Below are 26,137 nucleotides of genomic sequence, written 5' to 3'. Positions count from 1 at the left end.
CTTCTCTCTCTATATAATTTACCCCCTAATTTTATTCTTAATTTTCTGAATTGTAAATGTTTATATGAAAAAATCACTAGGTTATGATCCTAGTGATTCTTTATGCGCATGCCCTTCTCTTTTCACAAATGGCATATACAAAATAAAACATCCAATAAGCGCAGCTATTTCTAATGAAATAATATAGTAAGGGTGTGGCCCTAACATATCGAGTAATGAAGCTGTTTCTAGCTTATGAGCTAAAAACATATAATTACCACCTGTTTTGTAATTTACAAACGAAACAATCGGAATCAATATGTTTAAAAATATCATTGTACGTTTAATAGATTGTACTGTTGGACGATATCCTTCCACCCATGTCATAAAGAGTGGTGCCCAAATAAGCAATACATGTGCGATAAAATATTCAATGAAACGAAAATGCGGAAAAGCATATTGCACGTTCGGCGTTAAAATAGCTTGTGATGCACCGATGATCCCTGTGAAAAATACAATTTCATATATGCGGTAACTTTTCGTTACAACCATAATCGATGCTAACAACAAACTAATCGTACACAACTCGAATGGCAATGAAGTGGCTAGCTCAAAAATCCCTGCTTTCCACTCCCACATATGAAGTCCAATTTCACTTCCTATAAATAAAAATGCAATCGCATATCGAACCGTTATATTCCACTCACTTTGACGCAATAAATCTTGATATTGATACAGAAAAAATATCCCCACCAACATAATAAATAATATAAGGACATGTTGCCTTGAGTATGGAATAAATGGTTTTAATGGATGCGCACTAAAATAAGCTTCCACCTTGCCTCCTCCTCTCCTTCATACAATATTATTGTAAGAAAGAAACGACGAGTCAATTCATTTGCTTACACTTGGACAAGCTCTACCTTACATTTACATATTCATACCTTACAAAACTGTAAGGTTATTGTAAGCTAAAACGATTTGTCAGATTCTTCACCTCTTTTATACTTAATGTAGATACTAAAACGAACGAAAAGGTGATAAATAGATGAAGAAGAAAAATAAAGTGTTAATTACTAGTGTAGTAGCAATCGGTATTGCAGCTGGATCATATTTTGCATTTGCTGGCGGTAGTTCAGAAGTAGCAATGGCATATAGCGGATATAAAGTAACAGAAAAACAAATTGAAAACGCGCAAAAATTTGGCGGTGAAGTCATTCCAAACGGCATCGAAACAATTTCATTTGATCCAACAAAAGGTACGTATGAATTAGCTGTAAAAAAAGGTGATGAAGTAAAAAAAGGGCAACTCCTGTTTAAATATAATGACCCTACTGCGAAACAAGGTGTAACGGAAGCAGAAATGCAAAAGAAAATCGCACAAAAAGAAGTAACATTGTTACAAAAACAAATTGATACAGCGAAACAAAAATTACAAAAAGATAAAAATGCAGGCCTTCCTGCTGAAGCATTAAAGGCATCAGAAATCGAAGTACAACAATTAGAATCACAAATTGAAATGAAAAAGTTTGAAGTTGAAAAATCTGATGAAATGATTAAAGCAGCAAAAGAGAAAGTAAACACACTTTCTGTAACGAGCCCTACTGATGGCGTAATTGATGACATCGTAAAAACTGCTGATGAAAAAACAGGTATGAGCGGTATTACACTTCGTCACGCTGGTCCATTTAAAGTAAAAGGTCAACTTTCTGAATATGAGCTTGCTAGTATGAAAGTTGGGCAAGAAGTAACTGTTTCTTCAAAAACTGTCGCTGGTAAGACTTGGACAGGAAAAGTAACAGAAATCGGGTCTACACCATTAAAGAGCATGGATGAAAATAAAACTGTTTCTAACTATCAGTTCACTGTCACATTAGATAATAGTGAAGAATTACAAAACGGATTCCACGTATACGTAACAAGTAAATCTGGCGAAGCAACTGGTACAATTGTTCCGAAAAGCAGCATCGTGAAAAAAGGTGACAAAAATGTTGTCTTCGTTGTAAAAGACGGGAAAGCGAAAGAACAAGCGGTTACTGTCGAATTCGAGACTGATAGCGAAGCAAAAGTTTCTGGAGTGAAAAAAGGAGAACAAATTATCTCTAAACCTGAAAAAGACTTAAAAGATGGTATGGAGGTTGTCGTTGAATGATTAACTTAAAAGGCATCACGAAATCTTTCCAAAATGGTGCAGAATCCGTACAAATATTACACGGCATTGACGTAACACTGAACCAGGGAGAATTCACTTCTATTATGGGACCATCTGGTTCTGGTAAATCAACATTAATGAACATTATCGGTTGCTTAGATAAACCAACGACAGGTGCGTATGAACTAGCTGGTCAAAATATTTCAAATATGTCTGAAACAGAACTTGCACGCGTTCGTAATAAAGAGATCGGGTTCGTATTCCAAAACTTCATGTTATTACCAAGACTTACAGCACTTCAAAATGTAGAGCTACCTCTTATTTACGCTGGAGTTGATAAAAAAGAAAGACGTGAGCGCTCATTAGCCGCTTTAACAAAAGTAGGTTTAGCTGATCGTGCTACTCACCTGCCAAACGAATTATCAGGTGGACAAAAACAGCGTGTCGCAGTCGCACGTGCAATCGTAAATAACCCGAAATTCATCTTAGCCGATGAACCAACGGGAGCGCTTGATACGAAAACAAGTACACAGATTATGGACCTCTTTTACGAATTAAACAAACAAGGCTCAACAATCATTATGATTACCCATGACCGTGAAATCGGGGAAGCTGCAGCACGTCAAATTGTAATTCGTGACGGAAATATCGTCCAAGATTGGAGAGGTTAATTTTGAACACGAGTGAAAATATACGCATGGCCCTTTCCTCTATCTTTGCTCATAAAATGCGTTCTATCTTAACGATGCTAGGAATTATTATCGGTATTAGCGCCATTATTACTATCATTTCAATGGGTGATGGTACAAACGCAAAGTTTAAAAAAGAGTTAGGGCAAGGAAAAGATAATGAAGTAACGATTTACTACAAAAACCCTGATTATGGACCAGACAACGCCAAAATTACAGCCGATATGCTAAACCGTCTTCAAACTGTACCAGGCGTTAAAGATGTGTATCCAGATGTAAGTATGAAAGTGAAAGCATCTGCTGGTTCAAAAGATGTTTCTCTTGATTTAAAAGGTGGAACAGGCGACTTCATGACAGATTCGAAAATAAATTTAGTTCACGGTCGCGAATTAAACGATAGCGAATTAAACCAAGCAATTCCTGCTGTTATATTAAATGAAGAAGCTTTCAATAAATTATTTAATGGTTGGGAATCAAATTTATACACAGATATAAAAGGAAAACCATATAAAGTAGTCGGTGTGTACGAAACGAAAAATGAGTTTGGAATGGCTATGTCAGAAGGTTATACATCACTTGAAAATGCCCCTGTAATTTCAGGAGTAACTGAGTATGACACTGTGAAATTAACGCTCGTTTCTCCAGCAGAACGTAAAAGTGTAGAAAAACAAGCCGTTTCTGTTTTAAACGAAATGAAAGCTCCTAAATTTGAGCATAAATTTGAAGCGCAAGATATGGGTGAATTTACGAAGCAACTAGACGAATCAATCGGTATGATGAAAATGGTATTCGGTGGTATTGCCGCTATTTCATTACTTGTTGGTGGTATCGGCGTAATGAACATTATGCTTGTATCTGTAACAGAACGTACACGTGAGATTGGTATTCGTAAAGCACTTGGTGCAACACGCGGTAAAGTATTAACACAATTCTTAATTGAATCTTGTATTTTAACAGGACTCGGTGGATTCATCGGATTCATGCTCGGTATCTTCTTCGCTTGGATCGTCTCGATCTTTGCTGGATGGCCACTCGTTGTCTCAAAAGAACTTGGACTTCTTGCAGTAGGTATCTCCATGTTAATCGGTATTATATTCGGTTTACTTCCAGCTAACAAAGCTGCAAAACTGGATCCAATTGAATGTTTACGATATGAATAAACAAAAACGTAGGAGTTTACACTCCTACGTTTTTTATTTATCTATCAAATCGTGTTTCTTCTATTATATATGTTTCACCTTATATACACCTTTAATTATTTCAACCTACTAAAGCCATTATAGAATCCTATTATTGCAAAAATAATATGTGACACCCTAAAATCAAGGCGTAATTTTTTCCATACCTCGACTTATTTTGTAACAATTATAGCGATATTTCATTGATTTTCACCTCATATATATATTTACACAATCAAAATAGTTATTATTACATAACTATCTCTACCTTACAGTAGTGAAATACACCACTTTTGTAACACATACGAAAAATTTTTGTAACACTACAGAAATACTATTAACCTATTAGAAATTGAAATACTCTCCTTTTTATGTATCATACGCTCTAACCTCCCCTAACAACTACAAGAAAGCGCTTTTAGGATATTACTGGAATTATTACAGAATATTAATGACCCGTTACGAATGCTTTGTAGTTTTGTGTTTTCCGCAAATAAGAAAATAATGGTTGCTATAATGAGGTCAACGAAAACAAATGCAATGGAGGCTATTATGAAAAAAATTATGGGTATAGCAACAGCAGCGGTTTTTGGTCTTGGGATTTTCACAACATCTGCTAAAGCAGAAACGATTGTAACAACTGACGTACTAAACGTACGAGAAAACCCAACTACTGAATCACAAGTTGTCGGAAAATTATTAGATGGATATAAAGTTAACGTTTTACATACAGAAAACGGATGGTCAAAAGTAAAATTGAACAGCGGTAAAGAAGCTTTCATTAGCGCTGACTACACAAAAGACACTTACTACGTAACAGCAAACGTATTAAACGTACGTGCTGGTGCAAACACTGACTCAGAAATTCTTGGTAAGTTGAAACAAGATGATGTAATCGAAACAACACACCAAGTACAAAATGACTGGATTCAATTTGAATATAACGGCAAAACAGCTTATGTTCATGTTCCTTACTTAACAGGTAAAGCTCCAGTTAAAGTTCAACCAGCAGTTAAAGTAGAAAAAACAACTAAAGTTCAAGATACAGCTAAAGCAGTGGAAGCAACTAAAGCTCGTGAAATAGCTGAAACGCAAGCTAAAGCTAAGGCGGAGGAAGCAACTAAAGCTCGTGAAGCAGCTGAAGCTCAAGCAGAAGCTAAGGCTCAAGAAGCAGCTAAAGCTCGTGAAGCAGCTTCAGCTCAAGCAGAAGCTAAAGCTCAGGCAGCAGCTGAAGCTCAAGCAGCAGCTAAAGCTCAAGAGGCAGCTAAAGCTCGTGAAGCAGCTAAAGCTCAAGAAGCGGCTGAAGCTCAAGCAGCAGCTAAAGCTCAAGAGGCAGCTAAAGCTCGTGAAGCGGCTGAAGCTCAAGCAGCGGCTGAAGCTCGTGAAGCAGCTAAAGCTCAAGAGGCAGCTAAAGCTCGTGAAGCGGCTAAAGCTCAAAAACCAGCTACACAACAACCTGTTGCAAAAGAAACTGAAACAAGTGCACCATCATCTTCTCGTGAGTTACAAGTTGTAGCAACAGCTTACACAGCAGATCCACTTGAAAATGGTTATAAAGCAGGCGACCAAGTAAAATCAGCTATGGGTCATAACTTAACAGCTAATCCAAACATGAAACTAATTGCAGTTGATCCAAGTGTCATTCCATTAGGTTCAAAAGTATGGGTTGAAGGTTACGGAGTAGCAATCGCTGGTGATACTGGTGGAGCGATTAAAGGAAATAAAATCGACGTTTTAATGCCAGATAAAGGCACATCAAGTAGCTGGGGACGTAAAACAGTTACAGTTAAAGTATTAAACTAGTTAGTAAAAAAGAGTCAGTCTCATCGTTGAGGCTGGCTCTTTTTTATGATTCTTGTATTCTTTCTCCTTCTCTCCCGTCCAAATGAAATCTATCTCTTTGCATTCTATATACGATAGATTACTATTTCAACAGAAAAAAGAGGATGCCATAGCATCCTCTCCTTCTCTTCCCTATTCCACACAAGTAAACTGCGTCCAAGCTCCTACATAATCTAGTAAGAATAACTCTTCTTCTGCAATTGTACCGACAATATTTTTCCGTTCATCTATCGGCATTTCTTTTAGAATGATTTGCAGTTCACCTTTATATTTTCCGAATGAATTGTTACCAATTACAACTTGCCCTCTTTCCTGTCGTACACTTTCGCGCACCGGGAAGTCATAGTCTTTGTACTTTTTACGTACTTCTGTAGAACGTACCATATATTCTGTTATGTCGCCGCGTCTTACGTGTAATTCTTTCAATGTCGCTCTCTTCTCTACTTCAGTTGCTTCGTCTACAAAGTTTACTTTTAGCTGTAACATGTAACGATTTAAGTTTCCTAGCTTCTCTAACTCTTCTTCACTTGCATAAGCATTTCCGATAATCACATCATCGATTAGCCCTGTTGCCCATAAGTGTTTCGCTTGTACTTCAATTGGTAAGTTACGATGTTGTTCTAACGTACATAATCCGTCGTTAATATCCCATGGACCGATGTTAGCTGTATGTGACGTAATAAATGCTGCCGTGCGAATACCATGCTTTTTAAAACGTTCACTACAGCGGATAAAATAGTCATACGGCAGTCCAGTAAATTTTTGCGGATAGAAGTTATGACAACCAATTAAAGCTGATTTATTCGCTTGATGCGAAAGGATATTTTCTAAGTACGCAATATCGTTACTTACGTTTAGCTCAATTTTTAAGCCGTACGGATTATTTGTCATTTTCGCTTCAGTTAATCCGTCAAATCCTAAATCTAAACGAATACCATCTGCACCTAATTCTGCGAAAAAGGATAGATCACTATAACTAATACCGAGCTGATCAAAGACAGCTGGAGCTACATCTAAAATAACTTCCATATTGTTATCTTTTGCATGATTAATAATTTCTTTAAATTCAGCTACAATCTCTTCTTTCGGACGATTCACAGATAATAGACATGTAAATATTCTTGAAAATCCGTGGCGTGCCGCTGCCGAAATGTATGCCATATCTTTTTCTTTCGTTGAATGCTCTGGATAAAGTGAAATTCCTAATTTACGCTCCATGCTTTTGCATCTCCTTCACACGTTGTATTAATGCCATGCTCGTAAATCTATATTTTGCAGATAAACATGTTGCACATAAAATCGTTGGTACAATAATTACGTACGGTGATTGTAATCCTAACATTACATAGGCACCCATTGAACTACCGATAAATACAATTGATACGAGTAGTAAAACGAATAACGATTTACTTTGTACCCATTTTGAATAATGTGCAATACACTGCCCCGCTACGAATGTAATTAAGATGATAATTGCTCCGAGCATTCTGTTTTCTCCTCTCCTGCTATTTGTTGTTTCTCATACATTTTGAAGAATGGATAGTAAATAACGAATGAGATAACAAAGTTAACAAGTACAAGTACACCAGCCATAATTGTCCAGTCCGTACTAATAACCGCTGCAATTGGTGCTAACATCGTAAATGGCAATTTCGCCATCATCAACGGAATCATACCTGAAACAACTGCGAAATATGATACTGTCGTTGTAACTAGCGGTGTAATAACGAACGGAATAATTAAGATTGGGTTCATTACAATCGGTGCCCCGAAAATAATTGGTTCGTTAATATTGAATAAACCTGGTACAAATGATAATCTACCTAACTCTTTTAGGAACTTAGATTTAGAGAACATAAACATAATTACTAAAGCTAACGTTGAGCCTGATCCGCCAATCCATACGAACCATTGAATAAATTGCTCTGTAAATAAGTTTGGTAATTGATGTGCATTTCCTGTAGCTGTGAATACTTCCATATTTTCAAGAATTGCTGAATCCCACATCGGACGAATGATTGGTCCTAAAATCGCAGGTCCATGTATACCGAATGACCAGAAGAACACGATTAAGAATACTGTTAATAAACCGCCGAATAAATTATTTCCAACTAATACTGATTTTAGTGGTGCAATTAAATACGTGATTGTTGTATTTACATCAAATTTTAAACCGTAACGAATACCCCAGAATAAAAGAATAACGACTAGAGTTGGAATTAATGCTGCAAACGAGTTTGCAACTGCTGGTGGTACACTGTCCGGTAATTTAATCGAGATATTATGCTTAATCATAAAGTGATAAATTTCTACTGCAATTAATGCTGTAACAATTGCTCCGAATAAAGATGTTGCACTTAATGTTCCTACTGAAATGTATCTACCTGCATCAATAACACCTGGCACAGCTTTCGTGATTTGAATTGGTTCAACCGATGCTAGTAAAAAGGCGAGTACAGATAATAATCCTGCACTTAATTGATTGAGCTGATAAAAGTTGGCGAGTGAAGCCCCTACCCCAAATGCTGCGTATAATGCCATTAATCCTACTGTAAATCGGAATGGAATATCTAAAATATGACGAAACGGTGCAATCCACTCCATATATGCATCAATCGGTAAATTTAAAAAGATAACGAAAAATGATCCGACAATCGTTAACGGTAATGTAGAAATAACCCCGTTTCGAATTGCTAATAAATGTCGCTGTCCCGCAATTTTTTGCGTTGTTGGCATAATCTTTTGTTCCATAAAACTCATAAACCCATTCATCAATACCCCTCCTCTTTTTCTTTACTACGAAAGAATGAAATAAAGTTATAACATTATAATGTTTATATTTAAAAAAATATAATTATGCTAAAACTAACTGTTCTGCTTGTTTCAATACTTTTAAACCGTCACACATGCCATAATCTCGTTGTTCTATAATTGCAACCGGTATATCGTATGAGTTCGCAAGAAACTGTACAGCTGGAAACAAATACTTCACCTGTGGTCCGATTAAAACTACATCAGCATTTTTTATTTCCAGTTTCACAAGTTCTGAATCAACTGCTTTAATTTTATAATCTTTCCCTTGTTTCTTTGCCTCTTCTTGCATTTTTCTTACAACCATACTCGTTGACATGCCCGCTGCACAACATAATAAAATGTACATCTTATACTGTCACTTTCTCTTCTACTCGTTTATGAAGAGTGATAAATTCTTCAGCAAGTTCTTTCACTGTAATTGCATTCATTAAATGATCTTGTGCATGCACTAACAGTAAACTGATTTCTGCATGATTTCCTCTTGCTTCTTCTTGAATTAAATTTGTTTGAATGCGATGAGCTGCTGAAATTTCTTCACTAGCAAGTGTCATCTTTTCACTCGCATTCTCAAAATCTCCTTGTCTTGCAAAAGCAATTGCTTCAAGTGACGCGCTTCTCGCGTTGCCACCATGTAAAATTAACGCAAATGGAGTTTGCATATCAGTCATTTTAAATTCCCCCAAGCTATCTTTTTTCTATATTGTTATCTTATTATGAAAACGCATACAATTAAACATAAAAAACTTCCGTTATGTAACGGAAGTTTTTACATACTTTTCTTATAACGATAATAATATCTCTTGAAAATCTTCAACCACTTTAGCCTGAGCTAATTTCTCTATCGCACTTTGACTAGACATAACATCATATAAAAAATCATAAAGCCGTTGTAAATCTTCATTATTATTGCGCTTTACACTAAATAAAATAATAACTTGTACTTTCTTATCTCCCCAATCAACAGCCTTTTCAAGTGTACAAAACATCAAAAATGTTTCTGCACTTAATAACTGCATCGGATGAGGAATCGCAACTAAATTCCCTACTGATGTCGGAGATGTATTTTCTCTTTCCATAACAGATGCATAAAAGTTTTCTGGTACATAGTTTTTCTCAGCAGCTTTCTCACATAAAAACTGAATAACCTCTTCTTTCGTAGAAGAGCTATGATTTAAAAAGATCAAATCTTCCTTTATATACTGCTGTACACTAGTATTCACATGCGTAAACAACTGCTGACCAATTGATTTAATCTCTTTATCATCAAATATTGAATTCACTTTTATAACCGGCACAGGCAAACCACTCGGTATATGAATTGTACTAATAATACAATCTATTTTATCTTTATAAAGGTCTTCTACTTTCAATTGATAATAACCGGTAATACCTACAATCTCTAATTTATCTCGGAACTGTGATAGAATTTTATATTTCAATAGCTGGGCACTTCCTTGACCAGTTGCACAAACTAATAAACATCTTTTCTTTTGATTCTGTTCCTGTAAACGACTCATCGCTCCGCCAAAGTGAATCGCAATATAACCAATTTCACTTTCCGGAATCGATTCTCCCGTATATTCACCAATTATATCTCCAACGAGAACAGCAATTTCAAAAGCATACGGATAATTCTTTTTCACTTCTGCCAAAAGAGGATTTCTCGTATTTAACTTATACTTCAAACGGTTTAATAACGTTTTTAAATGAATACCAAATCCAAATAATAATTCTTCATCATAATAAAAAATAAGATTCCGTTCTTCCGCTACTTTAAAAAGAATACGTTGCATGAATGCATATAGATCTTTCCCTAATAGTTCTTCCACATTTTCATAACGATCTTTCGCTGTAACAGCAGTACTTAATAAATGCATCGTCACATATAAAACTTCTTCTTCGGGAAATGAAAGATGTAACGCTTTCTCTAAATCCCCTAAAATCTCTTTCGCAATTGTATATTCTTTCTTTATGATAAGTTCAGCTTGCTCTTTATTCAGCCCTTTCATATAATGTTGATTTTCACAACGCTTTAATGCGATTGCAATATGAATGACTAAATTATCAATTTCTATATCTGATAAATATATCGTTCCTCCCTCAATATACTTTAATATAACCGAACGGATAAGCGGTATATGAGGTAACGATACATATGTATCACTCTGCTCAAATTGCTCATGAAACGGAGTATGGTCATAACGCGGTAAACCATATTGTGATAAACAAGAACGAATATGAAACTCCTCTCCCACAATACGTATACCATAATACGGTCTCTTTTCAATTTGTAATTGATAACGACCACATATATCTGTAACATCTTTCATAATTAAATTTACAGTCGATTTACTCACATAAATCTCCTCTGCTAATTGTGAAAGCTTCACATATCCCTCTGTCGTTAAAATACGTTGCAGAATGTACGCTATCCTTTCTTCATAAGAAGTTGGGATCTTTTCAGTCTGTTTTTGAAATAGACTCACGCAAAACGCTTCAAACTTCTTCATTTGTATAATTTCTAGTTCGTATCCAGTCCCTCTTTGCGATTCAATTTTCGCTCCGTTTTCTTCTAATATATCATTTAATAATTTTATATCTTTTTGAATCGTCTTCGTTGATACATGTAAACGGCTCGCTAAAAAAGCTCGATTTAACATCGATTTCTCTTCTAAAAACTCCTCTAAAATAGAAACTAATCGCTGATGCACCTTTGTCATAGCTCTTCCTCTCGCTCTTTATATATAAAGGGGGAAAAGCTGCTGAAATCAGTAGTTTTTCCCCTTTATATTCTCTCTATTTCTTTAATGTGAATCCGAATTTATCCCATGCTTGTAAATAGTCTAGTAAGAAAATCTCTTCTTCTACAATTCGACCAACTACATTTGTTTTTCCTGTATTCACCATATCTTTTAAAGCAATTTGCAATTCACCTTTATATTGACCATACTGTTCATTATCAATTAAAAGATCACCGCGTTTAATTTCGCATGTATTATGCGGTTTGAACTCTTCTTTCTTATATTTCACACGACTTTGTGTTGAGCGAATCATATATTCAGATACATCTCCGCGGTAAAAATGAGGCTCATCTAATACGATAATTTTTTCTAGTTCTGTTGTTGTATCATATAGTTCTATATCAAATGTTTGTTTCTCTTTATTTAATGCACCTAGTGCTTGTAATTCTTCTTCTGATGCATACGCGTTCGCAATAATAACATCATCAATTAATTCTGTCGCAAATAAATGCTTCGCCTGTGTTGTCATCGGTAATTCACGATGCTGCTCTAACGTACATAATCCTTCTGTTACTGGCCAAGGTCCGTATGTTGCATCAAATGATGAAATAAAAGCAGCCGTTCTCATACCGTAATCTTTAAATTGTTTCGAGCATTTAATAAAATGATCATATGATAATCCTGAATAACGATGCGGATAAAAATTATGGCACCCAATTAAATTTTCACGATTTGGTCTATGGCTCATAATGTTATCTACATACTTCGTACCGTTACTCATATTAATTTCAATTTTCAAACCATATGGATTGTAAGTCATAATTGATTCTTCTAATCCTGAGAAACCGACATCTAAACGAATACCGTACGCTCCTAACTCATGGAAGAATGATAAATCATTATATGAAATACCTAATTGTGTAAAGACAGACGGACTAATATCAACTAATACTTGGAACCCTAATGCATTTGCATGAGAGATTGTTTCTTTAAACTCTTCTATAATTTTCTCTTTTTCTCCATCTACAGACAATAAGCATGTGAATACACGTGTAAATCCGTATTTACTTGCTAACGTTACATACTCCTTGTCTTTCTCTACTGTCGAATGTTCTGGATAAATAGAAATACCTAATCGTCTCATATGTACACGCCTCTTTCTTCATCATATTGTAAACCTTTTCAAATATATGTAGTGAAAAAGTATATATCCCCTTCTCATTCACTACTGTTTGAATCCGCTTTCTTTAAAGAAAAAACAATTTCTATCATTCATAACAACTACAAGTCTATACATCTATACTTTACAACTTTTTTTCATAGTTGTGTAGCTTTTACACAAATTTATCAGTTTTTCCACCTCGAAAATTGTTATACGTTTTCAAGGCACCTTCCTTGACTGTTACATTGACCAATACATATACTCGAAAGAAAAGAGAAAATTTTATATAGGGGATGAATATATGGGAGAAGCAATACTCGTAAAACGAGAATCGTTATGGACGAAAGAGTTTGTTGCTTTAATTTTTGCAAACTTATGTATGTTTTTAGGGTTTCAAATGTTAATTCCTACTTTGCCTGTTTATGTGAAAGAAATTGGCGGCACAAGTTCCAATATCGGATTTGTTGTAGGAATGTTTACCGTGGCGGCACTTTTTGTTAGACCGCTAACTGGAAATGCCTTGCAAAAATTTAATAAAAAAATCATTTTAATGATCGGTACTGCTATTTGTTTACTCGCTATGGGTAGTTATCTTTTCGCTTCAACCGTTTTCCTATTGCTTGCCGTGCGAATTTTACACGGAGCTGGCTTTGGTATTACAACGACTACATATGGAACTGTCGTTTCAGATTTAATTCCGCAAGCTCGCCGCGGCGAAGGCATGGGATATTTCGGTCTTTCTGGAACAATTGCAATGGCGCTAGGTCCACTTATCGGGCTTTGGCTTATGCAAACATATAACTTCACGATTCTTTTTTTATGTGCACTTTCATGTACAATTGTTTCATTAATATTAACGAAACTGCTTCAAATCAAAAAATCGCCGCAACCACCACAACAAACATCTGGTACCTTCCTTGATGGATTTATTGAGCGCAAAGCTTTACTTCCTTCATTATTAATATTATGTATTACATTAATGTACGGCGGAATCGGGAGCTTTATTACATTATTTGCTACGGAAGTCGGAATGGCTGATATAAGCCTCTTCTTCTTATTTAATGCACTTGCAATCGCTGTCACTCGGCCGTTTTCTGGAAAGTTATACGATGCGAAAGGTCATACATTTGTCATCATTCCAGGAGTTATTATTACGTTTGCAGGTATTATTTTATTGTCGTATACAACTACAATTCCGAGTTTAATCATTGCAGCAGCATGCTACGGAAGTGGTTTCGGAGCGATTCAACCTGCTCTACAAGCATGGATGATCGACCGAGTAGCACCGCACCGACGAGGAGTGGCAACAGCTACATTCTTCTCAGCATTTGACCTAGGCATTGGTGCTGGCGCGATTATATTTGGATTCATTGCACATTTTACAAACTACGCAACTGTATATCGCTATTCCTCTCTACTACTTATTGCTTTCCTGTTCATTTACATCACAAGTATAAGAAAACAAAAGCATGGAGATAAAAACAGAGAAAAAGCTGCTGGATAATTCAGTAGCTTTTTTATGTGCAAAAGCGGAGTGAGTTATAAGGAAAAATTAATATAATCATTTTCCTACATATTTTTTTAACTTTCATCAAAAAATATACAATGAACTCGCAGACGCTTTCCTTGATATGCAACCGAAAATACTATTCTAAAAAGTGTGATTTCTTTACAAAATTAAGATTTATACAAGATAAAAACCAATAAAATACAACTGTTTCTTTAAAGAATTGTAAACTTTTCTTCTCTTTGTAAATTTAGTGTAAATTTTACTAACAAACCGTTTACAGTGCCTCAAGGTTCAGTTAATAATTACATCGTACATGAAATTTAAGGAGTGGAATGCGTGGAATATAATGTTCAAGAAATGATCTTCCAGTTCATTGGTGGATTAGGTATTTTCTTATTCGGTATTAAATACATGGGCGATGGACTGCAACAAGCAGCTGGAGATCGTCTTCGCGATATTCTAGATCGCTTTACAACAAACCCACTGATGGGTGTACTAGCAGGTATGCTAGTTACAGTATTAATTCAATCAAGTTCAGGAACAACTGCTTTAACAGTCGGACTTGTAAGTGCTGGATTTATGACATTAAGACAAGCAATCGGTGTTATTATGGGTGCAAACATCGGCACGACAGTTACTGCATTTATTATCGGAATTAAAATCGGAGAATACGCTCTCCCAGTTATGGCAGTTGGAGCGATTTTATTATTCTTCTTTAAAAATAAAAAAGTACATTCTGTAGGTCAAGTTGTATTCGGTTTTGGTATGTTATTCTTCGGTTTAGAATTAATGAGCGCAGGCATGAAACCTCTTCGTTCTTTAGAGTCATTCCAAGATTTAATGATTAGCATGAGTGATAATCCAATTTTAGGAATTATTGTCGGTACAGTCTTCACTTTAATTGTGCAAAGCTCAAGCGCAACAATCGGTATTTTACAAGAATTATTCGGTCAAGGTGCAATCGATTTACAAGCTGCCCTTCCTGTATTATTCGGTGATAACATCGGTACGACAATTACAGCAGTATTAGCAGCAATCGGTACTTCAATTGCGGCAAGACGTGCAGCATTAGTTCACGTTATCTTTAATATTATCGGTACCATTATCTTTACGATTATATTAATACCATTTACAAGTTTAATTCAATATTTCCAAACGTCATTAAATTTAAATCCAGAAATGACAATTGCATTTGCACATGGAACATTTAACGTAACAAATACAATCATTCAATTCCCATTCATTGCAGTATTAGCCTGGATTGTAACAAAAATTATTCGTGGTGAAGATGCATCTATTAACTTTAAACCACAACATTTAAATCCAATCTTTATTGAACAATCTCCAGCTATTGCTTTAACCGAAGCTCAAAAAGAAGTTGTGCGTATGGCTGAATTTTCATTACACGGCTTAAAAGAAGCGAATCAATATTTAAATACACAAGACAAAAAGCATGAAAATATGGCTACTCAATTAGAAGGAGCTATTAACAATTTAGATAAAAAAATTACCGAGTATTTAGTTTTACTATCAGAAAAGCCACTTTCACCTTCAGACTCTGAAAAACACTCCGTTTTAGCTGGTGTTGTTGGAGATATTGAACGTGTCGGTGATCATGTAGAAAACCTTGTAGAACTTGTAGATTTCCAAATTTCAAACCGTGTTTCCCTATCAGACGAAGCACTAGCTGAACTAAATGAAATGCTTGAATTAACAATTTCAACATTACAAGACGCAGTTGAAGCTTTAACAAACTTCGATACTGAGCTAGCACAAACAGTTATTGCAAAAGAACGTAAAATTGACCAAATGGAACGTGTTCTTCGTAAACGTCACGTATTACGTCTAAACGAACGTAGCTGTTCAGGCGATGCAAGTATCATCTTCGTTGATATGGTAAGTAACTTAGAGCGTATCGGTGATCACGCTGTAAATATTGCTGATGGTGTTTTAGGTGAACAAGGTAAAATCAATTTAAAACAATCATTATAATAAAAAAGAGACGCTAACTTAAGCGTCTCTTTTTTCATTTCATATTTACAACCGTTCTTCCTTTTAACTTTCCTTGCAATATAAGTGTAAACTTCTCATCTAATTCTTCTAATGTACATTCTTCTGTATAAGATAGTAACTCTTTGTTTCCCCATTCATTTGCTAGGAGCGTCCAAACATCTCTTCTCACATTCACTGGGCATTGCACAGAATCTATCCCTAAAAGGCTTATGCCTCGTAAAATAAACGGATATACTGTTGTTTGTAACTCCTGGCCTGCCACATTACCACATGTCGTCACACAACCGCCGTACTTTACCGTTTTTAATGCTGTTTCTAACATATGTCCACCTACAGTATCGATAACTCCAGCGTATATTCCTTTAAGCATTGGTCTTCCAGATTCATCATTCAGTTCCGCGCGGTGAATCACCTTTTTCGCCCCTAAACGTAGTAGCATCTCTTCCTCTACCATTTTCCCTGTCGCTCCTACTACGTTAAATCCTAACTTACTTAAAATACTAACAGCTACACTCCCTACGCCGCCTGTAGCACCCGTTACTAAAACATCTCCCATACTAGGCGTTATGCCTGCTCCAATAAGCTTATATACCGATAAAGCAGCTGTAAAACCTGCTGTCCCGTACATCATACTTTCCTTTAATGACATGCCATCGGGTAAAGGGATGATCCAAGATGCTGGCACGCGAATATATTCTCCGAAACCACCAGAAGTATTCATACCTAAATCATATCCCGTTACAATGACTTGATCTCCTACCTTAATGGTTTCATCTTTACTACTCACAACCACTCCTGATGCATCAATTCCTGGCGTATGAGGATATGCCCTCGTAACCCCTTTATTCCCCGTAGATGAAAGAGCATCTTTATAATTTAACGAAGAATAATGAACCTGTATGAATACGTCCCCCTCAGGTAAACTACTTATTTCTCTCTCTACAACGTTTCTTACAAATTGCTTACTTTCTATTTCGTTCACAACGATTGCTCGGAATGATGTATGATTCATTATGTCCTCTCCTTTATCCGTAAAATTCTTCTTTATTATATAGAAGAAATACATAAGCCTACTCATTTCTTCTTGGCTATATTTCAACAAATCTTACTTCTCTATTACTTTCTCACAATACATATTTTCATTTCTACTAAAAGCCCTTATACTTAATCTACATCTGAAGAATAAAATATAGAAAATCTGACTTTTTATAAATAAATTGAATTTTTACGAAATGTAAATGATTTGTAATGTTTTTTTTCGCTAAATTTCATTATAATAAGTGGATGTGAGTGTCGTATTTCAATCCAAATGAAGGAGTACAGGAAATGGAGCAAAACCCATCTTTGCAAGAAAATACACGCAGTAAACCGAAAAAAAGTAAGAAAAAAACAAAAATTATTATAAGCGTTATTCTATTCTTTTTAATAATAGGTGGCGGTTATACTTGGTTTTTAGTAAATAAAGCATCTTCTGCTGTTCGAAATGCCGCACACGATTTAGCGCGCGGTGATAAATCTGATTTACGTGACAAAGCTGTAAAACCTATTACGAACAATGTCTCTGTCTTAATCATGGGTGTTGATGAAAGCGATGTCCGTGGGAAAGAATATGGTGAAGCTATAAGAACGGATGCACTATTACTTGCAACGTTTAATAAAGATAGCAAAACAGTAAAACTATTAAGTATTCCACGAGATACATATACTTATATTCCAGTGGAAAAGAAAAAAGATAAAATTACACACGCTCATGCATACGGTTCTACTAAAAACGGAAAAGATGGTGGACCACAAGCAAGTATTGATGCAGTTGAAAAATTAATGAATGTTCCTGTCGATTACTTTGTAAAATTTAACTTCAAGTCATTTATGAAGATTGTTGACGATTTAGGTGGTATTGAAGTCGATGTACCAGTTGAATTTACTGAACAAGATAGTAATGATACTGCTGATGCGATTCACCTGAAGAAAGGTGTTCAAAAGCTAAATAGTGAAGAAGCTCTTGCTCTTGCTAGAACGCGACACATTGATAGTGATGCAATGCGTGGACAACGTCAACAGCTCGTTATTGAAGCAATTTTAAAGAAACTAACAAGCGTTGGATCTGTAACAAAAGTTGGTAACATCATTGATGATATTAACGGACAATTCGTTACAAACTTAACATTCGATGATATGCTTTCATTCTATAAGTATGGATCGGATTCAGACATTGAAAAATTACAAATTCAAGGTGAAGACTGCTATATGGCAAAAGGTGACGATACATGTAGCCAATCTGCTGGTGGCGGCCGAACATATTACTACAATCCAGATAAAAAAGAATTAGCAAAAGTTACAAACGATCTTCGTGCTCACCTTGGATTACCTGCATATACAAAAACAGACTCTGATTCGAAGAAAACAAGCACAGAGAAAACAAAAGAATCTAAGTCAGAAAATTCAAGTGAACGCGAATCAAGTAACAATGAAGTGAAAAATAAAAATAGCAGTAAAGATACAGAAACATCGTCTAACGACAATGAATAAAAAAGAAGCAGTTCTCTATGGAGGTAGAGAACTGCTTCTTTTTATTTATCTGAATCTAAAAATCAGAACTTTCTAACTATCTTTTTTAATATTTTTAAATTATAATAAATAGTAGCAATCTATTCCAATTATCAGGGGGCTCATACATATGAAAGCTGCAGTAAAACATAACATCTCAGATTTTAAAGACTACTTAAAGTCAAACGATATATACATGGAAGAAAATATAGATGAAAATGATGATTCTGTTCATTTTTCAGTAGGGTTAGAGACAGAAGCTGGAGCAAAAATTCAACTTATCGCTGCTTTCCAAAACGAACATCCTACTGTGGATATATACTGCTTCAATGTTGCTCACGTACCTGATGCAACATCAACAAATGATATTTTGCACGTTATCAATGAATTAAACACATCTTATCGATTTGCAAAATTCACTTTAAACAAGCAAAATGCAATTGATATTTCAGCATCGCTTGCATTCTCAGAACCAAACTTTAATCCAGCACTTGTCTTTGAACATACGAGAATGCTATATAAATTAGCAAATGACGAATATAAGAACTTAATGAAAGTTATTTGGGCATAAATAAAAGGATGGGCTGCAAGCAGCGCCATCCTTTTATTTCGATATCATATCAATCCACATCTTAACAGCAGTCCCTACAATCAAAATCGATAACATATATTGCAATGCTTTTTGATTGATCCTCTTCCCAACTCGCGCTCCAAGCGGCGCAGCAAAGATACTTGCAATCGCAATAATGAGAGCTGGAATTACGACCACTTGCCCAGTTATCACTTTTCCAGTCGTAATCCCTACTGAAGAAATAAACGTAATAGCGATAGATGTTGCTATTGTTGTACGTATCGGCAATTTTAAAATAACTAGCATGATCGGAACTAATAGGAAAGAACCGCCAGCACCTATAATGCCTGATGCTCCGCCTACAATAAACGCTAGCGAACTTGCTAACCATTTATTATATTTCACTTTATCACCATTATTCCGCTTCGGCACGAACATCATAATAGCAGCAATTGTTGCTAACGCTGCATAAACAACATTGACCGTGTGTTCCTCTAATACGTTAGCACCAAAGCTACCTATGAAACTCCCTATTAATATACTAGCTCCCATATACACAACTAGCGTTTTATCCATATCATTACTTTTCCGATAGGCCCATGCCCCTGCAAAAGTTGCAAAGAATACTTGCACCGCTGTAATACCACTCACTTCATGTGACGTATAGCCAGTAAATCCTAGCAATACCGGAATGTATAGGATCATCGGATAATTAATAATCGCACCGCCAATTCCAACCATTCCTGATATAAACGATCCTATAAACCCAATTATAAAAAGTAATACGACTAAGCTCACCTTATATCCCCCGCCTTCTAAAAAGAAGGTGATTTAAATGAATAAATTCACATTCCCATCCGAAGCATCTGCTAAATAAGCTCCTACTCCTGCAAACTCTACCCCTTCCATAATCTCTTCCTCTTTTAACCCTAATAAATCTACGGTCATTTGACAAGCCACAAGTTTAATCCCCTGTTCTTTCGCCAAATCCATTAAATCTGGTAAAGGCATCGCATTATGTTTTTTCATAATGCCTTTAATCATCTTTGGCCCCATACCGGCAAAATTCATTTTTGATAATCCCATCTTATCCGCACCACGCGGCATCATTTTTCCAAATACTTTTTCTATGAACGTTTTCTTTACCTTCACATGTTCATCTTTCCTTAAAGCATTTAAGCCCCAAAAGGTATGAAAAATAGTCACCTCTTGATCATACGCCGCTGCACCATTTGCAATAATATAAGCAGCCATCGCTTTATCATAATCTCCGCTAAATAAAACGATTGTTGTTTTCTTCTGTTGTTCCATGTTGTTCTCCCTCCAATTACCTATAGGGGTATATTATTATTTGTAAAAAGGCTCAAATCATTTATCTCTGTACTATACGACTTTACCTTCCCACGCTAACATACCACCTACCATATTGATTGCTTGAAAACCGTAGCTCTCTAAAAACTGAACTGCTCTTGCACTTCTTCCGCCAGAGCGACAAACGATAATATATTCTTTCTTTTTATCTAACTCATGCATTCGAAACTCTAGTAGTCCTAACCTAATAGGAAGCACTCCTGGAATTTTCCCTTCCGCCACTTCTTCTACTTCACGAACATCGATTACATGTAGCTCTTCATTTCCTAATAATCTTTCCTCTACTTCTTTCGCTGTTATTTCTTTCATCTTGATATTCCTTCCTTATAAAGCGTTCATACCACCTGAAACGTTAGTAACATGCTGAAACCCTAATTTTTTTAATACTTTTGCTGCTTGCTTACTTCTCATCCCGCTCTGACAAATAACGATTATTTCCTTATTTTTATCTAATTGCTTTGCTTTACTAGCTAATTCATTTAGCGGGATATTCTGAAATCCCTTCATATGATTTCCTCTATATTCACCTACTGTACGAACATCGATAAATTGTTTCCCCTTTTTTCCTGCTATACTCTTTAATTCTTTTCCACTTATATTTTGAACACCTTTTACCGGTAAAAAACGTGAAATAACAATTACTACAGCAAATACAATGAAAAGCGTACTTAATATTGTATTCATATAATCAACCTCTCTACATTTATAAAACTACTACGCCTTCTTAATCCAAAACTTTAGTACATCAGCTTCTTCTATATGCTTCACGATGTCATGACCACCTTTATTTGCCCACGCTGGAATATCCTTAACTGACCCTTTATCCGTTACATGTACTTCTAACACTTCTCCAGTTTGTAAAGTATCCATCGCTCTCTTCGTTCTTACAATCGGCATTGGACATGCTAAACCTGTCGCATCTAATACTTGTTTTACATTCATCATCTATTCCTCCATTTTTTATTTATTTCTTATTCGTGAACTGCACAACGATTTGGACCAATCTCCATTTCACGCTCTTCATCCGCACTCGGATGAATTTTACCCATATTCGTTTGACGAATTTCTTCGTAAGCATTCGGCTGAGGTGGTAAATTCTCTGTTACAACTTTACGAAACTCTCCCTCATCCTCAATATTTAGCCCTGCATTATACGCAAATAAATCTTTTAGCTTTGCGCTCACAACACCATTCTCATCCATTTCACTTATTTTTGAATAATGAGCTGGTAGCACTATTAATTGTTGAGATAGTACTTTATATCGGTCATATAAAGTTTCTCGTAAATCACTAACCCAATCCTCAGCCTTTCCAGCAAGATCTGGACGCCCGATAGAATCTACAAATAAAATATCGCCTGATAATAAATAGGAATCATCTACAATAAATGATGTACTTCCAATCGTATGCCCCGGTGAGTATAATGCGTCAATTTCAATTTTAGTACCCCCCACCGTAATAACTGATCCTTCAACAAGCGGTTTATATGAGAAAACAACTTCCTCCGCATCTTTTGGAGGTAGCCAATACGTACCACCTACTCTTTTAGCTAACTTACGTCCGCCAGAAATATGGTCTGCATGTAAATGTGTATCCATTACATTCGTAATCGTCACGCCATGCTCTTTCGCAAACTCTTCATATGCTTCAACTGTTCTTACTGCATCAATAACTGCTGCCTCACCGTTTGAAACGACCATATAAGATAAACAACCTTTTCCAAGGCGATTAAATTGATATATACTTCCCCCGCCCTGTACATCTCCTACTTTTAACGGCTTCACATATTCACTCCAAGCTTTCATACCGCCAGCTAAATAAAAAACATTATAGAAGCCAGCATCCAACAATTGCTCTGCCACAAATATAGAAGAACCTTCTTTCGCACATACGACTAAAATTTCTTTCTCTCTCGGCAATTCACTTGCAATATGGTCTACACCATCTAATAAATCAAAATACGGTTTATTTATAGAAGAAATTTGTTTTCCTTCAATTTTCCACTCTTCATAATCCGTCTCATTACGAACATCTAAAATAAACAACTCTCCGAATAAAACTTTCTCTGCAACATCTTTTGCTTGTAACGGTTTAACACTCATCCAATTACCCCCATAGGTATATTTTAATTTAAAAAAATTTTATTTTTCTACATTTCCTTGCCACTCTAACATACCTGGAATGACATTTTTCACATTTGAATAACCTTTCTCTTTCAACATTTGGCAAGCTACATCACTGCGGTTACCAGTTCGGCAAATAACATATATTTGCTTCGTCTGATCTAATGCTGCACTGTCTAGTTCGCCTAATGGAACTGAAATAGCCGCTGGAATATGACCAAAGGCGAATTCGGCTGCTTCGCGAACATCTACTACAATACACTCTTCACCGCTTAATACGATCTCTTGCAAATCCGCATTCGTAATCGTATGAGGATATTTCACTACTTCATTCACTTCATGCTCGTGTGCTTTTCTAACGTAATGCATCAATAGATCTCCTTCGTATTTCGTCCCGATGTACTGATGACCTACTTTACTCGCCCAACTTTGTATATCTACAGTAGACCCTTTATCTGTTGCCTGAACTTCAATCACTTGCCCTGATGTCAAACCTTCCATCGCCTTCTTCGTCTTCACAATCGGCATCGGACAAGCCAATCCTTTACAATCTAAACTCATATCCACTTTTATACTCATAGTCGATTCCTCCATAACGTATATACATATACCTATAGGGGTATAATAAAATGCTTTTGAAAATCTGTCAACACTTATGTTTGACAGATTATCGGCTTTTTACAAGTAATTGAACAGCTTCTTTAATTAACTCTTCATTTGAACCATTACCACTTTCAAACTGTTCACGTAAACATTGCTCTAAATTTGTTCCAACAACAAGTCCAATTGTACGATCAAGTGCGGAACGAGATGCCGTTAACTGTGTAATAACCTCTCGGCAATCTTTTCCTTCTTCCATCATACGAAGTACACCACGAACTTGACCTTCAATTCGTTTCAATCTATTTTTCATATCTTGATTGTATTCCACTGTAGACCACCTCCGTATTTATAACTATATTATACATTACTTTGTAACTTTGTATAATATCATATACCCTTAAGGGTATATTGTAAAGGTAATTGTTTTTCAAACCTTCCACTCCCTTGTACAGCTAATTTACTTACCAATAAAAAAAGAATCCAAATGGATTCTTTTTACAATGATATATTTATTACTCTCGTTTCATCTCTATCGTTAATCCTAACTATTTGCTTCTCACTATTTGGCAAAAATACGATATAATTTCCCTTTCTCACATTCCTCCAAATAACTTTTCCTTCTTCATCTGTTTTCCCTATTGAAATCCCAATTTCTTTACTGGGCTCAGGTGATTCGTCTTTCATAAGTATAATTTCAAAATCTTTTATCGGCTGTTTTTCTTTATTTTTCACGTAAAAAGTTACAGACTTAACAACCTTACTAAACTTCTTTTCATTATTTGCTATATAACTAGCCATTACGATTATGACCAATACACAAAATAAAATCCATATAAACTTACTATATTTATGCAGACTATTTTTTAAGACTATTAAACACATTGTCTGTTATTCGATGTCCGAAAAGGCTCCGACTCTTCCCCACCATGTTTACGCCCTTCAAATGAAGGCGAAACAAGATCTTCTCCCCTTCGATCATTACTATATAAAGATTGTTCTTGAAAAAGTACACGTTCTCCCTCATTTGAAACCGATGTCCACGGTACATCTTCTGCATAAGCCTTCTGATTCACCAAAAATACTGTACAAAAAAAGATAAAAAGAACACCAAAACGATAAAGAGCCAACCTACATCTTATAGAAATAAAGCTATCCAACATAACTTACCTCCTATACGAATGATAGCGAACAATTGAAGATCCCTTTATAAATTCTAGTTTTTCTTTTTTTAGAAGTCAATGTAATTAATAATGATAATCATTATTAATTACATTGACTTAACAAACTCAAACAATTATTCATATTCTTTACTTAAAAAAACGGACATAGCATTTCTATGTCCGTTCTTTCCTTCACACATACTTCCGATGTACCATCTTCCCATCATAAGAAAACACAACGCCCTTACTTTCCACAATGGACTCCATATGCACCGTTCTTCCCCATAACTGATGAAGGTACGGCAATACTTTTTCTAAGTATTTTAAATCGAGCTCAATTCCTTCGTAACTATGTTTAATGTACAATTCTCCGTTCTTTAAGTAATCTCCGTCTTCTACTACTAAGTATGGGAAGCCACCATTTGTACGCATATTTACGAGCTGATCACGTACATGTTCCCACTCTTTATCTATTACTTTATATTCTTTTCCTTGTCGCTGGAATAAGTACATATCTTCTCTCATAACGAGTTCCTTATTTAAGTAGTTTCTTAGGAACGATACATCCCATTCGATTTCACGTACTTCAAAGATTTTGTCTCGACCAGAACCTGGTTTTACACCGCGTCTTTTCATTTCTTCTGTCGGGTTATTATAGCGCTCCTCTATATCTTCAAACATTTTAATACCGAGGTAGTATGGGTTAATACTTGTTTTTGATGGCTGTACGACACCTGCATTAAGCTTTGCGAATTCAATCGCTTCAGAAGATGTTAAGTCCATTTCACGGAGTATGCGTTGATGCCAGTACGAAGCCCAGCCTTCGTTCATGATCTTCGTTTCAAGCTGTGGCCAGAAATATAACATTTCCTCGCGCATCATCGTTAATATGTCGCGCTGCCAATCTTCTAACTCGCGGCTATATTCTTCAATAAAGAGCAGTAAGTCCTTCTCTGGTTGCGGTGGAATTTTCTTCTTTTTACGTACATTAGATTGTTCCCTCTTTTTATTTCGATCATCTAAATTCCATAGGTCATCGTATTGTGATGCTTTTTTCTTTTCTACTTCTTCCTCTTCCAAGTCATCAATACTCCATGCCAATTTCGGACGCATAAGCGATGGATCAATATGCTCTTGAATAGCAAGTACGGCATCCAAAAATGTCTCTACTTCTGCCTTTCCATACTTATGCTCATATGCTTTCACACGTTCAGCTGTTGCAGACATACTTTCTACCATATCTCGCTTCGTATTCGAAAAACGAATATTATTTTTAAAGAAATCACAGTGTGCTAAAACGTGCGCTACAATTAATTTATTTTGAATTAACGAGTTCGTATCTAGTAAAAAGGCGTAACATGGATCAGAGTTAATAACGAGTTCGTATATTTTACTAAGACCTAAATCGTATTGTAATTTCATTCTGAAAAACTGTTTTCCAAAACTCCAATGTGAAAACCGCGTTGGCATCCCATATGCACCAAATGTATAAATAATTTCTGCTGGACATATTTCATAACGCATCGGATAAAAATCAAGCCCAAATCCAGTCGCAATTTCCGTAATTTCCGCAATTGCATATTGCAGTGCTTTATCGTCACTTGCTCTCATTATTTTCCCTCCTTACACTTTCCCTTAAGAAAGTGTATGATGAGGAACAAGCTTTCATGAGGATTGATTGC

Annotated in this window: 27 protein-coding genes and 1 pseudogene; 8 read left to right on the top strand and 20 right to left on the bottom strand. The window is 35.8% G+C overall.

From position 1 onward, the window contains the following. Positions 1–81: 81 nt before the first annotated feature. The gene (locus tag KZZ19_RS04140) at positions 82–816 is read right to left on the bottom strand and encodes a YwaF family protein (RefSeq protein WP_237982154.1); all 735 of its coding nucleotides are present in this window, start codon (positions 814–816) and stop codon (positions 82–84) included. Between the two features lie 211 nt (positions 817–1,027). On the opposite strand from KZZ19_RS04140, the gene KZZ19_RS04135 reads away from it, so the two are divergent. The 4 genes from KZZ19_RS04135 to entC all read left to right on the top strand — a co-directional run bounded on the left by KZZ19_RS04135 (position 1,028) and on the right by entC (position 5,801). Beyond that, positions 1,028–2,131, top strand: coding sequence for an efflux RND transporter periplasmic adaptor subunit (locus KZZ19_RS04135; protein WP_237982155.1), 1,104 nt, complete (start codon positions 1,028–1,030; stop codon positions 2,129–2,131). Beyond that, positions 2,128–2,802 carry an ABC transporter ATP-binding protein gene (locus KZZ19_RS04130; RefSeq protein WP_000609098.1) on the top strand — a complete coding sequence of 225 codons (675 nt, stop codon included), beginning with the start codon at positions 2,128–2,130 and terminating at the stop codon, positions 2,800–2,802. The genes KZZ19_RS04135 and KZZ19_RS04130 overlap by 4 nt, the downstream gene beginning before the upstream one ends. 26 nt (positions 2,803–2,828) lie before the next feature. Continuing rightward, a complete protein-coding gene (locus KZZ19_RS04125; RefSeq protein ID WP_423779781.1) occupies positions 2,829–3,980 on the top strand; it encodes an ABC transporter permease in 1,152 nt (383 codons plus the stop codon). Between the two features lie 447 nt (positions 3,981–4,427). Next, entirely contained in the window at positions 4,428–5,801 is a 1,374-nt protein-coding gene (entC, locus tag KZZ19_RS04120; RefSeq protein WP_237982162.1) for a cell wall-binding protein EntC, read from the top strand. 171 nt (positions 5,802–5,972) lie between these two features. Here the strand turns inward: entC and KZZ19_RS04115 are convergent, their stop codons facing one another. From KZZ19_RS04115 to KZZ19_RS04085, 7 genes are all read right to left on the bottom strand, one after another. After that, the gene (locus KZZ19_RS04115) at positions 5,973–7,058 is read right to left on the bottom strand and encodes a DUF871 domain-containing protein (RefSeq protein ID WP_237982156.1); all 1,086 of its coding nucleotides are present in this window, start codon (positions 7,056–7,058) and stop codon (positions 5,973–5,975) included. Beyond that, a complete protein-coding gene (locus KZZ19_RS04110) occupies positions 7,048–7,326 on the bottom strand; it encodes a hypothetical protein (protein ID WP_098342004.1) in 279 nt (92 codons plus the stop codon). The genes KZZ19_RS04115 and KZZ19_RS04110 overlap by 11 nt, the downstream gene beginning before the upstream one ends. Next, positions 7,302–8,612 (bottom strand): PTS sugar transporter subunit IIC, encoded by a 1,311-nt coding sequence (locus tag KZZ19_RS04105; RefSeq protein WP_098342003.1) that lies wholly within the window; start codon positions 8,610–8,612, stop codon positions 7,302–7,304. The genes KZZ19_RS04110 and KZZ19_RS04105 overlap by 25 nt, the downstream gene beginning before the upstream one ends. Positions 8,613–8,694: 82 nt before the next feature. Further along, positions 8,695–9,000, bottom strand: a complete 306-nt coding sequence (locus tag KZZ19_RS04100) for a PTS sugar transporter subunit IIB (protein WP_061680155.1) — start codon at positions 8,998–9,000, stop codon at positions 8,695–8,697. A 1-nt stretch (position 9,001) separates the two neighbouring features. Beyond that, the gene (locus KZZ19_RS04095; RefSeq protein ID WP_088095256.1) at positions 9,002–9,322 is read right to left on the bottom strand and encodes a PTS lactose/cellobiose transporter subunit IIA; all 321 of its coding nucleotides are present in this window, start codon (positions 9,320–9,322) and stop codon (positions 9,002–9,004) included. A 111-nt stretch (positions 9,323–9,433) separates the two neighbouring features. Then, the gene (locus KZZ19_RS04090; protein ID WP_237982157.1) at positions 9,434–11,374 is read right to left on the bottom strand and encodes a BglG family transcription antiterminator; all 1,941 of its coding nucleotides are present in this window, start codon (positions 11,372–11,374) and stop codon (positions 9,434–9,436) included. Between the two features lie 76 nt (positions 11,375–11,450). Continuing rightward, positions 11,451–12,539: a DUF871 domain-containing protein gene (locus tag KZZ19_RS04085; protein ID WP_237982158.1), complete on the bottom strand. Its 1,089-nt coding sequence runs from the start codon at positions 12,537–12,539 to the stop codon at positions 11,451–11,453. A gap of 319 nt (positions 12,540–12,858) precedes the next feature. Between KZZ19_RS04085 and KZZ19_RS04080 the strand changes: the two genes are divergently transcribed. Continuing rightward, positions 12,859–14,061: an MFS transporter gene (locus KZZ19_RS04080; protein WP_237982159.1), complete on the top strand. Its 1,203-nt coding sequence runs from the start codon at positions 12,859–12,861 to the stop codon at positions 14,059–14,061. 342 nt (positions 14,062–14,403) lie between these two features. Then, positions 14,404–16,059, top strand: coding sequence for a Na/Pi cotransporter family protein (locus KZZ19_RS04075; protein ID WP_098342000.1), 1,656 nt, complete (start codon positions 14,404–14,406; stop codon positions 16,057–16,059). Between the two features lie 34 nt (positions 16,060–16,093). Here KZZ19_RS04075 and KZZ19_RS04070 read toward each other — a convergent pair whose 3' ends face one another. Next, positions 16,094–17,092: a YhdH/YhfP family quinone oxidoreductase gene (locus tag KZZ19_RS04070; protein WP_226545535.1), complete on the bottom strand. Its 999-nt coding sequence runs from the start codon at positions 17,090–17,092 to the stop codon at positions 16,094–16,096. 314 nt (positions 17,093–17,406) lie between these two features. Here KZZ19_RS04070 and KZZ19_RS04065 point away from each other — a divergent pair, with 314 nt between their 5' ends. Next, complete coding sequence (locus KZZ19_RS04065; protein ID WP_088095250.1) at positions 17,407–18,609, top strand: LCP family protein; 1,203 nt, start codon at positions 17,407–17,409, stop codon at positions 18,607–18,609. Positions 18,610–18,757: 148 nt separating this feature from the next. Beyond that, complete coding sequence (locus tag KZZ19_RS04060; RefSeq protein WP_237982160.1) at positions 18,758–19,198, top strand: hypothetical protein; 441 nt, start codon at positions 18,758–18,760, stop codon at positions 19,196–19,198. A 33-nt stretch (positions 19,199–19,231) separates the two neighbouring features. Here the strand turns inward: KZZ19_RS04060 and KZZ19_RS04055 are convergent, their stop codons facing one another. The 11 genes and pseudogenes from KZZ19_RS04055 to spoVR form a co-directional block, all read right to left on the bottom strand. After that, positions 19,232–19,996: a sulfite exporter TauE/SafE family protein gene (locus tag KZZ19_RS04055; protein WP_088095249.1), complete on the bottom strand. Its 765-nt coding sequence runs from the start codon at positions 19,994–19,996 to the stop codon at positions 19,232–19,234. 33 nt (positions 19,997–20,029) lie between these two features. Beyond that, the gene (locus tag KZZ19_RS04050; protein ID WP_000437730.1) at positions 20,030–20,509 is read right to left on the bottom strand and encodes a DsrE/DsrF/DrsH-like family protein; all 480 of its coding nucleotides are present in this window, start codon (positions 20,507–20,509) and stop codon (positions 20,030–20,032) included. Between the two features lie 72 nt (positions 20,510–20,581). Then, positions 20,582–20,878 carry a rhodanese-like domain-containing protein gene (locus tag KZZ19_RS04045; protein WP_088095248.1) on the bottom strand — a complete coding sequence of 99 codons (297 nt, stop codon included), beginning with the start codon at positions 20,876–20,878 and terminating at the stop codon, positions 20,582–20,584. A 15-nt stretch (positions 20,879–20,893) separates the two neighbouring features. Continuing rightward, positions 20,894–21,253, bottom strand: coding sequence for a rhodanese-like domain-containing protein (locus KZZ19_RS04040; RefSeq protein WP_237982881.1), 360 nt, complete (start codon positions 21,251–21,253; stop codon positions 20,894–20,896). A 30-nt stretch (positions 21,254–21,283) separates the two neighbouring features. Beyond that, positions 21,284–21,514, bottom strand: a complete 231-nt coding sequence (locus KZZ19_RS04035; protein WP_088095246.1) for a sulfurtransferase TusA family protein — start codon at positions 21,512–21,514, stop codon at positions 21,284–21,286. Between the two features lie 26 nt (positions 21,515–21,540). After that, the gene (locus KZZ19_RS04030; protein WP_237982882.1) at positions 21,541–22,671 is read right to left on the bottom strand and encodes an MBL fold metallo-hydrolase; all 1,131 of its coding nucleotides are present in this window, start codon (positions 22,669–22,671) and stop codon (positions 21,541–21,543) included. 39 nt (positions 22,672–22,710) lie between these two features. Beyond that, the gene (locus KZZ19_RS04025) at positions 22,711–23,286 is read right to left on the bottom strand and encodes a sulfurtransferase TusA family protein (RefSeq protein WP_237982883.1); all 576 of its coding nucleotides are present in this window, start codon (positions 23,284–23,286) and stop codon (positions 22,711–22,713) included. A 73-nt stretch (positions 23,287–23,359) separates the two neighbouring features. After that, positions 23,360–23,623 (bottom strand): metal-sensitive transcriptional regulator, encoded by a 264-nt coding sequence (locus KZZ19_RS04020; RefSeq protein ID WP_000456206.1) that lies wholly within the window; start codon positions 23,621–23,623, stop codon positions 23,360–23,362. Between the two features lie 167 nt (positions 23,624–23,790). After that, positions 23,791–24,177, bottom strand: coding sequence for a DUF2606 family protein (locus KZZ19_RS04015; RefSeq protein ID WP_237982618.1), 387 nt, complete (start codon positions 24,175–24,177; stop codon positions 23,791–23,793). Between the two features lie 32 nt (positions 24,178–24,209). Beyond that, positions 24,210–24,455, bottom strand: a pseudogene (locus tag KZZ19_RS04010) (trypsin-like serine peptidase); the annotation flags it as partial. A gap of 192 nt (positions 24,456–24,647) precedes the next feature. Then, a complete protein-coding gene (gene spoVR / locus KZZ19_RS04005; RefSeq protein ID WP_237982616.1) occupies positions 24,648–26,066 on the bottom strand; it encodes a stage V sporulation protein SpoVR in 1,419 nt (472 codons plus the stop codon). Between the last annotated feature and the right edge of the window lie 71 nt (positions 26,067–26,137).

This window comes from Bacillus thuringiensis, from assembly GCF_022095615.2.
Classification (GTDB): Bacteria; Bacillota; Bacilli; order Bacillales; family Bacillaceae_G; genus Bacillus_A; species Bacillus_A cereus_AG.
This window is presented reverse-complemented; position numbering and strand designations above follow the sequence as displayed.